This window comes from Vibrio sp. 10N.247.310.24 (assembly GCF_041467175.1).
Lineage (GTDB): Bacteria > Pseudomonadota > Gammaproteobacteria > Enterobacterales > Vibrionaceae > Vibrio > Vibrio tasmaniensis_A.
In genome coordinates, this window is the sequence record NZ_JBFSUD010000108.1 from 1 (window position 1) to 12419 (window position 12419).

6 protein-coding genes and 1 pseudogene are annotated in these 12419 nt (G+C 43.6%); 3 read left to right on the forward strand and 4 right to left on the reverse strand.

Translation table 11 applies throughout. The features are described from left to right. The first annotated feature begins 139 nt into the window (after positions 1-139). On the forward strand, positions 140-451 hold the full coding sequence (locus AB6E08_RS21155) for a hypothetical protein (protein WP_029223725.1): 312 nt from the start codon (positions 140-142) through the stop codon (positions 449-451). A 47-nt stretch (positions 452-498) separates the two neighbouring features. Beyond that, a complete protein-coding gene (locus AB6E08_RS21160) occupies positions 499-3255 on the forward strand; it encodes an immune inhibitor A domain-containing protein (RefSeq protein ID WP_372066221.1) in 2757 nt (918 codons plus the stop codon). A 211-nt stretch (positions 3256-3466) separates the two neighbouring features. Here AB6E08_RS21160 and AB6E08_RS21165 read toward each other — a convergent pair whose 3' ends face one another. Further along, positions 3467-4642 (reverse strand): MFS transporter, encoded by a 1176-nt coding sequence (locus tag AB6E08_RS21165; protein WP_065111335.1) that lies wholly within the window; start codon positions 4640-4642, stop codon positions 3467-3469. Between the two features lie 227 nt (positions 4643-4869). Between AB6E08_RS21165 and AB6E08_RS21170 the strand changes: the two genes are divergently transcribed. Then, a complete protein-coding gene (locus tag AB6E08_RS21170) occupies positions 4870-5760 on the forward strand; it encodes a LysR family transcriptional regulator (RefSeq protein WP_009844857.1) in 891 nt (296 codons plus the stop codon). Between the two features lie 94 nt (positions 5761-5854). On the opposite strand, the gene AB6E08_RS21175 is transcribed toward AB6E08_RS21170, so the two are convergent. From AB6E08_RS21175 to AB6E08_RS21185, 3 genes and pseudogenes are all read right to left on the reverse strand, one after another. After that, a complete protein-coding gene (locus tag AB6E08_RS21175) occupies positions 5855-10825 on the reverse strand; it encodes an ATP-binding protein (protein ID WP_372066216.1) in 4971 nt (1656 codons plus the stop codon). Beyond that, on the reverse strand, positions 10818-11843 hold the full coding sequence (locus tag AB6E08_RS21180) for an HD-GYP domain-containing protein (RefSeq protein WP_012600921.1): 1026 nt from the start codon (positions 11841-11843) through the stop codon (positions 10818-10820). The genes AB6E08_RS21175 and AB6E08_RS21180 overlap by 8 nt, the downstream gene beginning before the upstream one ends. 224 nt (positions 11844-12067) lie before the next feature. Continuing rightward, positions 12068-12367, reverse strand: a pseudogene (locus AB6E08_RS21185) (DHHA1 domain-containing protein); the annotation flags it as partial. Positions 12368-12419 lie beyond the last annotated feature (52 nt).

The window sequence follows — 12419 nt, forward strand, 5'->3', positions numbered from 1 at the left end:
TATCGCCCAAACTGGTTAAATTTTAACAGTGACAACTATCCTGCCAGAGGGGGCTCTTTTTAATATGCTCCTTATAACAGCGCCTCTTACAACCGAGGCTCGCACAACTAACATTCTTACAAAAACACCCATAAAAGCAATGACTTTAATGGTTCTAACTTTGTCATCACTGTCACAGGCTTCCACTATTGAGAACGATGAACTATTGCTTAAGTCATTGATTAAACGAGGTGTTATCTGTTCTGGCTTAACCTATGAGGAAAATCAAGAAGCTTTACGTATCTATCTCAACGCTAAAAAAGCGAAGAGCACTCCGTTTGATTCAAAAAGTAGAAAAGAGACAACCAATACAAAGGAGATAGAAAGTAAAAAAAATACAACAAACACACGTCAGTTAAATAAGACACCACAAGAGTGTATTAGGCCAAACTCGGACAACAGATCCGAATAAGGCAAGTTGATACTGATATCGACATGGAAATATAAAAGGAAAATATAATGAAAATGATGAGAAAAACATTGTTGGCTTCAGCAATGCTTACTCTATTTAGCGTCAGTAGTTATGCAAAAACACCTATTGATTTAGGCGTTGTTAATGAAGACAAACTCATTGAAATGCTAGTTAGACAGGGCTTAGTCGACCAAGATGCAACCGATGTGGCAAAGCACGACGCACTTGACCGCTACTTGAAGAATAAAATCAATTCCGGTTTTAAAGGTGACGCTCAATTCGGTAAAAAAGCACTTGAGCAACGAGCGAAAATACTTAAAGCCATAGAAAAAGGATCTGGTGTTAAAAAGGCGAGCGTCTTTGCGTTAGAAGTCGGCACCAAGCGTACCGATAAAGTACTCGCTCTGTTAGTCGATTTCCCTGATTTGAACTGGGATAACAACAAACTGACCGAAGAGCACACACAAATGCTCTACGAGAGCTACAACCCAGAACATTATCAAGAGTTGTTATTTTCAAACTCTGGCTACACTGGGCCAAACGGCGAAAACCTAATCTCGATGCGTCAGTATTACCAAAGTGAATCTGGTGATAGTTACAGCGTTGCGGGCCAAGCTGCAGGTTGGTATCGCGCCTCTAAACCTGCGTCATTCTATGGGGGTAACTCCCCTACTACCGACAACGATCTCAACGCGCAAGAACTGGTTCGCGAAGCACTGAATCAATTGGCTCAAGATCCGAGTATCAATCTAGCCGATTACGATATTGAAGATCGTTACGATTACGACGGTGACGGAAACTTCCGTGAACCCGATGGTGTGATTGATCATCTAATGGTGTTCCACGCATCTGTTGGTGAAGAAGCCGGTGGTGGCGTATTAGGCCCTGATGCGATTTGGTCTCACCGATTCAACCTTGGTCGCACTCATGTACTTAAAGGCACCTCTAGCTCGCTTCCAGACCGCTTTGGTGGCCAATACGCAGCATTTGATTACACGATTCAACCGATTGATGCCGCAGCTGGTGTATGTGCTCACGAGTATGGCCATGATATAGGCTTGCCAGACGAGTACGACACGCAATATACAGGCAAGGGTGAACCTGTCTCTTACTGGTCAATCATGTCTTCGGGCAGTTGGGCTGGTCAAATTGGTGGCACACAGCCAACGGCATTCAGCTCTTGGGCAAAACACTTCCTACAGAAGTCGATTGGTGGTCGTTGGATTAACGATGATCAAATCTCGATTGATGACCTAGAAGACAACCCACAGGTTTATACGTTGTTCCAAACAACGGATAACAACCGTCCGAACATGATTAAAGTGGATCTTCCAGAAAAACAGATCGAAGGTTTAAAACCGTTTGCTGGTGAGTATTCGTTCCACTCTCAAAAAGGCGATGACCTGAAAAACAGCATGACACGCAAGTTGGTGATTCCAGCCGGCGATTCTGCACTGCTTTCATTCAAAACTTGGTATGAAATTGAGAAAGACTACGACTTTGCACGCGTACTCGTGAATGGACAAGCCATTGCCGGCAACATCACCTCAATGGATGACCCGTACAATACTGGCCTCGTTCCTGCTATTGGCGGCGAATCTGGCGGTTGGATTGATGCTGAGTTCGACGTTTCACAATGGGCAGGCCAAGAAGTAGAGCTTTCGTTTGAATACATCACCGATGGTGGCTTGGCGATGGAAGGTTTCTATTTGGATAACCTCAGTGTGGTCGTTGATGGTGAAGTAACCTTAATAGACGATGGTGAGAGCAACTCCACCTTCGCCCTAAATGGTTACAAGCTGAGTAATGGGTTCCACCAAGCGCAACACTACTACCTGTTGCAATGGCGCAGCCACATGGACGTTGATGAGGGTCTAGCCAACATCAAACGCATGGGCCAACTGATCTCATTCGATCCGGGTTTGATTATTTGGTACGTAGACGAATCTCTGACTGATAACTGGGTAGGCAAACACCCAGGTGAAGGTTGGTTAGGCGTGGTCGATGCCGACCAGAATGCAATGACTTGGGAAAAATCCGGTGAAGTCGCTCAAACTCGTTACCAAGTTCGTGATGCGGCGTTTTCACTCAAAGATCATACTCCAATGCGTCTTGTAAACAGCGACAATGATGTGCTCGAAGATACCAGTTTAGTTGGCAATGCTAGCTTCTCGGATGACCAAGATTACACATCGCCTCAAGCACCAGACTCAGGACGTACCCTGACGGAGTTTGGTTTAGCGGTCGATATTGTGAATCAGAGTGACAACAACGAATACGGTGTGGTTCGCTTATCTAAAGTAAGCCAACACAACGTCGCTCCTACTGCGAACTTCGAGCTTAATGTGACTGGCCTGAACGTTTCAGCACGTAACTTTAGCTCAGACCAAGACGGTGAGATCACTAGTTATCTATGGGACTTGGGCAACGGAACAACAAGTAACGAAGTGACACCAACTTGGTCTTACGAGCAAGCAGGTGAATACACGGTGAACTTGACTGTTGTCGACGACAAAGGCAATACCGATTCGTTCAGCTCCGTAGTGAGTGTTGAATCTCCAAACGCTCTTCCAGAAGCAAGCGCGAAGTACATTCACTTGGGTCGCTGGGTAACCATGTGGTCAACAAGTTCAGACAGTGATGGTCGTATTGTTGATACCGAGTGGACACTTCCAAACGGTAAGGTGAAACGAGGTCGTACATTCACTTCAATCTTCCCTTCATACGGTAAGCACAAGGTGACACTGAAGATAATCGATGACCAAGGCGGGATTACGACTAAGACAATTTTAGTCGACCTGTAAATCATAGCAGGCTCTATCATGAGGATTTACAAAATAAGCTTAAGTACTGTTGTCACAGGATATAAACCACGACAGCAGTTTTAAGAAAACGTCATTATTTAAGCCATAAGCGAAAGCCCTACCGATTCGGTAGGGCTTTTTATTGGTCGCAATTTAAGATACTAGGGGTTTAGTCACAGTAAAAAACTTGCTGAATCACCATTCGGAACCATTACACGGGCTGCTTTTGAATGCGTGATTTACGCGCACTGAATGCAAACAACAAAATTACGGCCAAAACGAATGGTAAAACGTAAACGTTAAGGTTTTGCCAACCTACTGTTGACTCCAACCAACCAGACAGTAGCGCCGTGACAGTTACACAACCAAACACAACAAATTCATTGAACGCTTGTGCCTTGGCTTTATTTTGAGCTTGATACGACTGGCTGAATAAGCCTGTTGCAGCGATGAACATAAAGTTCCAACCCACACCAAGCACAACCAAAGCCGCTCTAAAGTGCCAAATTGATACGCCATGGATATTGATGGCAATACTCACCACAAATAACACGCCACCTGCAAGGATCATCATTCTTGAACCGAACTTCTCGATGAGGGAACCCGTAAAGAATGCAGGCACAAACATACCCAATACGTGCCACTCAATCACACCAGCAGCTTTAGTAAAATCGAATCCGCAACCAATCATCGCCAATGGCGTTGCAGTCATCAAAATATTCATCACGGCGTAAGCAACCATGGCCGCAAACACAGCGCCAATAAAGTTCGGCGCTTTAACGATCACACTTAAAGGATCGGCTTTGGGAGCCTGACTATTAAAAGAGACCTTAGGAAACTGAATTGTTTGTAACAAGGCTAAAGCTAAGATGTTTAGGCCGATCAGCGAAGCAAAAGCACCAATATACAAGCCATCTGCTGACCACTGTTGAGACATAATCGCTAAGTTAGGCCCAAGTACCGCCGCCAATACTCCACCAGCCATCGATATAGATATCGCTCGATGACGGGCATTTTCATCACACACCTCGATTGCAGCAAAGCGATAAAGCGTGCCAAAACCTATGCCTATCCCAAGTAAGAACGTGGCGAAACAAAACAGATAGAAATGTTGCTGAGATAAAGCGTAAGTTGCAAGGCTCGCCCCTGTAATGCCAACCACATTACCGATACTGAACCCTCGTTTTCGTCCTAACTTACCTGAAATTAAAGACGCAGGAATAGTGGCTGCCATTAAACCCAAAAATTGCAGCGCAACCGGCAAGGTAATCATGCTGACACTGGGCGCAATCTGCTTGCCGATCAAGCCAATCACCGAGATCAGTAATATGTTACCCGTCATCAGCAAGGCCTGACACAGTGAGAGCAGCCAAACATTTCTATTCATCTTCGTTCCTAAATATGAGCACAGTTGGTCAATAGACCAAATAATCAACAAAGTCGCAACACTTTGTTACTCATAGCAACTCTACAAAGCGGCCAATAGGCCAATATCAATAGTTACCACCATATGACTTTGATTAGCGTTACTTAAGACGCTAGAGTTGAAATTATCATTACTTAAGATAATAATAATTTTCTGTTATTTATAGGCTTTAGCATTTAAAGGTGAGTATGATTAATCCACTTTGGCTCAATACATTTAAGACTCTGGTTGAAGTTGGTCATTTCACCCAAACTGCAGAAAAGCTGTATATGACACAGCCTGGCGTTAGCCAACACATCAAAAAGCTTGAGCAAGCTTGTAACTGTGACTTGTTATCGAGAGAAAATAAGAGTTTCGAACTGACCGAACAAGGTCGGATTATGTATCGCTACGCTCTTAAACTGGAAAAAGACCAAGAAGATTTATTCGAATCTCTGAGTTTCGACAATCCTTATTCTGGGCAATGTCATCTATCCTGTTCGGGTTCACTCTCTTTGCGTCTGTATCCCAAGCTTCTTGAACTGCAGCAGCAACATCAAGACCTGAGCATCAACCTAGAAGCGGCACCGAACAAAAAGATATTGAACGACCTAATCCAAGGCACCACCGATATTGGAATCGTCAGACATTCACCCAATGACAGCTATTATCAGAGCCAAGTTATTGGTAATGAGGCGCTGTGCTTAATCGTCCATCATAGTCTTGCTGACTTAGAGATTACCCCTGAAGCTCTGCACAATATCGGCCTCATAGCCCATCCAGACTCTGCTCATTACCTGTCTTTGTATTTTGACCTATGCGGAGATAAAGATTTAGCGAACATCAACATCAATGAGATCCCGAAGTCTGGCTACATTAATCAACTCCACCAAATTCTATTACCCGTATCAAAAGGGCTTGGGTTCACCGTGTTACCCGCAGGGGCTGTCGAAAACTTTCCAGACAAAGAGAAGTTGCATGTTGTGCCACCTAAAGTGAAGGTTGAAGAAACACTGTATTTGGTTCAGAAAAGAAATCGAAAACTGCCGCACAGATACAACACCCTTATCGATCTAATCAAACAACACGTCAGTAATTAATCCGAGACACAGAAAGAAGTAAAGCCTTTAGCTAGTTCGTTATTTCGCAGCAAGAGCTAAAGGCTTTAATGTTGGAGTGATGTTCAAAAGACAGCTACTCAGAAGCACTCAGAACCTCTTTGGCTCGTTCAAAGTCGTAATTATCTAACGCACTTTGGACATCTTTAAGAACTGCTGAATGTGGATACTGTGCCAGTAATTCAGTCACGTATTGGGTCGCATCGTTATCATAAGCATCCAACAGCGAATACAACTTAGCACGCTGCTCTTGAGTGATATTAGGCGAATTCGATGCATCAGCGCTTCTCACCTCAGTTTCTTGAGTACATGCCGTTTCAACACCTTGAGCACCAGAGCCATCAAAGCTGCTCTCTACCGTTTTGATCAATTCGATTAACCCAAGCTCAGCTTGTTTAAGATCCTGCTCATCACACGCCTTGTTATGCGCTTTGCTTTCAAGACCACCGAGTTGTTCAGCCAATTGCAACCCGCCAATAGAAGCCGCCATGCTTTTTAACGTATGTAGGTTCCGCTCTAACGTCACCCATTCATCTTGCACTAGGTTGTCGAAGGTATCCGACATAATGTCAGGCGCCCCTTGGCAGAATCTACCAAGCATCTTGTCTTGCAGCTTCACATCATGATGAGTCAGCTGACCGAACCTTGGCAATGAGAAAACAGGGAGAACCATCAGAGTATCAGAGCTTAATGTCGGACTGTTAGAGCTGCTATTTTGCATCCTAACTAAAGGCGACTCTGATGACGCTTTACCCTCAACCAAAACCTCTGGCACGATGTATTTCGTAATCAAAGCGGTGGCTTTATCGATGATAATGGGCTTATCCAAGAAGTCCGTGACTCCAGCCTCTCGCGCTCGCTGTTTCGCATCAGCAAACACATTAGCCGACATCGCAATAATTGGTACATCTTTATCAAACTCACGAATCAAACGTGTAGCTTCGAAACCATCCATAATCGGCATTTGCAGGTCCATAAAGATCATCTCATATTCATTGCTTTGAGCCAATTCCAGAGCCTCTTTTCCATTCTCTGCCAAGTCGGCATTCAAATTAGATCGGGTGAAGAATGCCAAAGCTAAATCTTGATTTAACTCATTATCTTCAACGAGCAATACCCTTTGACCTTTGAACTCTATCTGGTAATCCAGTTGCAGCTCTTGGGCTTTAAACTCTGCCAATTCTTCAACACTTGATCTTGGCAATGTTAGAACAAACGAAAACTCGCTGCCTTGCCCGAAAACACTCTCAACACTAATTTGGCCACCCATTGCACGAACCAATTTCTGGCTAATATTGAGTCCTAACCCAGTGCCACCAAATCGGCGCGTAGTTGTACTATCTGCTTGGCTAAATGCTTCAAAGAGCTTGTGTAGATTCTCATCAGAAACTCCTATGCCAGTATCGGCCACCATCACCTTCATAGTCAGACTGTTATCATCTGATTCAACAAGGGCTACAGTTAACGAGACACTACCAGTTTCCGTAAACTTAATCGCATTACCAACAAGGTTAAGTATTACTTGGAACAGCCTTAATGGGTCACCAATCAACGGAGTGTTTAACTCTGGATCTATCGACATAGACAAGTTAAGTTGCTTCTCATTCGCTTTAGGTTCCATCAACTCAATGACATCTTGGAATGTCGTCACGGGATCAAATGGGATGCTATCAATGACAAGCTGTCCCGCCTCTATCTTAGAGAAGTCGAGGATGTCATTAATGATGCTTAACAGTGAATGCCCCGAACGGTGCACTTTCTCAATATAGTTTCGAGCAACAGGATTAGATATTTCGCCAATGGCCAGATAAGACAAACCAATTATTGCGTTCATTGGCGTTCTAATTTCGTGACTCATATTGGCTAAGAATTCCGATTTAGCTTGGCTAGCCAGATCGGCTCTCTGTTTCTCTTCTTCAAGTTGTTCGTTTAGGCGTTTCATTTCTGAAATATCGAATGCCCAAAATAGTGTTGCTATCTCGCCATCTAGCTCAAACAAATAATAGCTGACGAGCGCGACGAAACGGGTTCCGTCAGACTTTCTTAGCACCAACTCTCTGTTTACCACCTTTCCATTGAGATTAAGCTCCTTATGTACATCGTCCCGAACGGCTAAGGAATCATGAATAGCAGCCGCATCGATAGAATCAAGATCCAGATCTTCAACCCCAAACAGGCGTTTCGCAGTATCGTTGGCATAGCGAACCTTCTCTTCTAACACAACACTAGCGGCGATTGGAGAGCTATTTAGCATGTTGTAGAGTTGGTTCTGCGCCTTTTCTAGAGCTTCGGTCGCTTCCTTAGCAATAATGATCTGCTTAGTTAATTTACGATTCCAAAAAATAATAAGAAGAAGGATCACCAGAGAAAAAACCGAAATGGTGTAAACCAATTGATAGTCAACTCTTTCTATCGCTTTAGGCGCCGCCCATTTTGCTGAGATCTTTTGACGTTCTTCAGCAGAAATGCTCTCAATTGCCTTATTCACAATGGAATAGAGCAAAGGTTCAGACTTAATGACGTGTAAAGTTGGAGAACGGAAAAAATCAAGTCGTCCGATAATTCCGACCTCACGATGACCATATGAATCAATGAGATAGTTTAGGACTTCGACAGTATCGATCATGCCATCTAGGGTTTCATCATCCAGTCGGTTAAGCCCATCTTCAGTGGATTCTACTTTCACCCATTCAATATTCGGGTATTTCCCGACAATCGCATCGGTATTTGCTGCGTTCTTCAAGATACCGATTTTCCATCCTTCAGCTTCCTCAAGCACCAAGCTACTTATGTCTCGTCTCGATGCAATAGCTAAACGGCTTGAAAACAGGCTCTTGACTGCTTTGACGTTGTCTCCTAACGAACGGTTCTCTTGTGCTGCGGAGACCAGTTCTACTTCATGATGATCAACCAAGCTTCGGGTCTCAGACCAACTTGCAACGTCTACATGGTTGATACTTAACCCTGTTTTCTGCTCAATGAGCGTTAGGTAATCGTCAATCATACCGATGTATTCACCGGTATTGGATACCGCCTCATAAGGCAACGAATTTGGATCGATACCTATCCGAACATCCGGATTGTCTTTGATCCACTTCCTCTCTTTTTGGCTTAGATTTAAGATCTCTCCAGTCAAATTACTCGCTTGATAAACATCCGCAATATAGCGTTTCGCCGCATCTCCGAATGAACTAAATTGTTCGACTGATGGAAAATAAACATGGTTCCGCTCTAACGACTGAACATCAAAGTAGAAAGTCATCGAACCAGAATTGGTGCTCCCTCCTTTGGTTCGATAATTTGCGACCTTGGTGACTGATGAAAAGTGAGAGGTGTTTTTCTTCTCTCCATATTCATCAACTAGGTTACCGATGTACCAAGATTTGATTGGACGATTACTATTATCCGCCTGTGCAGTGATCACCTGAAATGAACTGTCCGTATCGAAAATTTCAAAAACTTCGGTTAACTCTTCAAAGCGGTCATTGACGATAAAATACGCGGATATTTGCGCTATGATATTCGCCTTTTTAAGCACTTGGCTTAGATCATTCTGAACCTGCATCTCAATAATTTGGCTTAAACCGTCATCGGCCTGTTTAAGGTTGTTAATCGCGGCATTAAAGCTGTCTCTGATTTCCTCACTCTTAAAGTCAACATAGATCGGATACTCAACTTTATACTCGTCATGTAACGTTAGCTCTGCCATTTCAATAAAACGAGTATTGGTGATAAACCACTCCAGCACTCTTCGTTCAACCATTAACAGGTCAACATTTTGAGCCCTCAATTGTGAGAATGCCGATTCAAGACCTTCGTAATCTTCGACACGACCAATGTCTAACTTACCCTTCAGTACTTCAACAGAATTTTTAATTGGTGAGGTCTCGTCGAACAATAACGCCCCTAGTGATAGGTCGTTCTGAGATTCAAGTTTGAGCTTGCGGCGAGTCAGTGAAACAGGAACAAACTCAACATTAAGAACTTTATCACTTAGGAAATGAGCATTAGGATCATCAAACTGAACGCCAGAAACAAAGGCAATAGAATTATTGTTGTCGATGGCCTTTCTAGCGGCACTAGGAGGGAGAGTGACAACGTCACCCAGCTTATACCCCATATCATTAAGAGCACGTTGAATAATGTCGTGTTCTAGCCCGACCGCGGTGCTGTCTGGATACATATACGGAGGATTACCAAAGCCAAATACGCCTTTTAGTGGAACTCGATAGGGAGAAGTATCTAGCCACTTTGATAAAATCTGGTTCTTATTTGCAACGTCAAAAGTTTCAATTTGTTTGTTGATTAGCGTCAGTAGCTCTGGTTCGTCATTTCGAATCACCATCGACGCTTCTAACTTTTTCCAATGCTCCAAAACATAGTTGACCGCTAGATCATGAACGCCAATCTTTTTCGCAAGATCCATAGTGGTGATAGGTTCACCGACCATGCCTTCGACATCACCAGACCCTAACGCACGCACCGCATCAATAACATTCTCAAAATCGACTCTTTCGATAGAGCTCAACCTCACTCCTGCACGCTCCAAGTCTATGTTTTCATTAACCATAGCTATGCGGCGTTTATTATTTTGATCTAGGTTTCCATCGAGTTTGTTGTCGATAGGGACTATCACAGCCACCTGATAAGGAATATAGGGATCACTTGCAAGAAAACGTCCACCTTCACTTGGGTCGAACTGTTGGAATGGGAAAACGTCGCCTCGCCCGTCGACTAACGCGGCTTTAGCCTCGACACGCGAGTTAACTGTGACAAACCGAACATGAACACCAAAACGCTGTTCAAGATCTAATGTCCAATCTTTGATGATCCCTGAGACCTTTCCTTCTTCATCGATAAATGAGTATGGGTAATGGTCGGTAAGGGTAACAAAGGTAATCGTTGGTTGGTTTTCTAACCACTGATTTAACGTTGCATCGCTCACTTCGCCGGCGTTTGCACTGCGAATGACTAGTGACCACACAAATAAGCCAATGATAAGAGATAATACAAAACGATTTAGTGACAACATCAAGCCATCACTCATCGCTAAACTTCTCTTTAATCGCAAGAATCTCGGGCAACTTAAGAAAGAACAGATCAACGATAGTTGGATCAAAATGTTTGCCTTTCTGTTCTTCAAACAAGCTCAGTGCCTCATCGACACTCCAAGCCTTCTTATAAGGACGCTCTGCTGTCAGGGCATCAAACACATCAGCCACCGCAGCGATTCTTCCTACCAAAGGAATTTCTTCACCCGCGATCTGGTTTGGGTAACCGCTGCCATCCCATTTCTCATGATGATATTGCGCCACCTGAATCGCCATACGCATCAGTTTGGAATCACTCTGCCTACCAAGAATTTCAACACCGTACTCGACGTGTTTCTGCATGGTATTCCACTCACCGGCATCCAACTTACCAGGCTTTAGCAGCACACTATCGGGAATGCCAATCTTGCCAATATCATGCATTGGTGCTGCATCACGCAACGTCTCGGCATCTTCGTCAGTCATTCCCAAGGCTTTAGCTAGCACTTCACAGTAGTGACTCATACGCTTAACGTGCATGCCTGTTTCATTGTCTTTAAATTCAGCAGCTCTACCCAGTATGTTCAGTGTTTCTAGCTTACCGAGATTGATCTCTTGAGTTTTCTCTTTTACCTGACTAAACAACGCGCGTTGTTGGTCATAAAGTGCGATATGCGTTTTCACACGCTGGAGTGCAATAGCAGGGGTTATCGGTTTGGTTAGGTAATCTACAGCCCCCAAGGAGAGCCCTTTTACTTCGGCTTCAGGTCCAATTTTGGCAGTAACGAAGATAATGGGGATATGCGCGGTGTTGGGCTGTTCTTTGAGCTGTCTGCAAATTTCATAACCGTCAATATCAGGCATCATGATATCGAGGAGAATGAGGTCTGGCTGAGGCACCATCTTGGCTATCTTGATGCCAATGGTACCGTTAATTGCTACTTTGACTTGATAGGTATCTTTAAGTATTGCAGTCAACACATCCAAATTGCTTGGGGTGTCATCTACGACTAACACTATGGGTTTACGACTCATTGATACCTCGTATAAAAATCAAACAGTTATAAATATAGTGTAGAACGATTTTTAGAGGTTAATCAGAAAAAATAGCAATTGTTTATTGAAAATGAAGAGTAGATCTTCGAGTGACATCAAACCAACGTTTGTCGAAGTATGACCAGTCAAAAATTCGGCATCCACCCTTTGAATGTGAACCAGATAAAAACCATCAATTAGTTTCAACAAACACTCGCTTAAAATCAACCGACAATCAACTGAGGACGAATTAGATCATAAACGAAACTTTGTTCATTAAAGTGATTAAAGACTTGATTAACGACACCACCAGCCATATGTGAGTGTCCTCCACCAAACCCAGCACCTGTATCATTCAAAGCTCTCTTTATCACCTTCGCCACATCATTTTGGGGGCACTCAGAACGCAATGAAACGAATGTTCTCTCATGGCTACGAGCACTTAACACTACTATATCTATTTCATCAACGGTCAATAGAAAGTCGCCAAGCACTCCCAGCATATTTTTGGGGCACCCTTCCGGTGTTTTTCAAGGTAGTTGTCATCATTTGCTTGCTTATTAAGCAGCTTCTCTT

Bases quoted from the DNA above. Each gene is read 5' to 3' on its own strand.
- AB6E08_RS21155 (WP_029223725.1), top strand. From the start codon at position 140: ATGACTTTAATGGTTCTAACTTTGTCATCACTGTCACAGGCTTCCACT.
- AB6E08_RS21160 (WP_372066221.1), top strand. From the start codon at position 499: ATGAAAATGATGAGAAAAACATTGTTGGCTTCAGCAATGCTTACTCTA.
- AB6E08_RS21165 (WP_065111335.1), bottom strand. From the start codon at position 4,642: ATGAATAGAAATGTTTGGCTGCTCTCACTGTGTCAGGCCTTGCTGATG.
- AB6E08_RS21170 (WP_009844857.1), top strand. From the start codon at position 4,870: ATGATTAATCCACTTTGGCTCAATACATTTAAGACTCTGGTTGAAGTT.
- AB6E08_RS21175 (WP_372066216.1), bottom strand. From the start codon at position 10,825: ATGAGTGATGGCTTGATGTTGTCACTAAATCGTTTTGTATTATCTCTT.
- AB6E08_RS21180 (WP_012600921.1), bottom strand. From the start codon at position 11,843: ATGAGTCGTAAACCCATAGTGTTAGTCGTAGATGACACCCCAAGCAAT.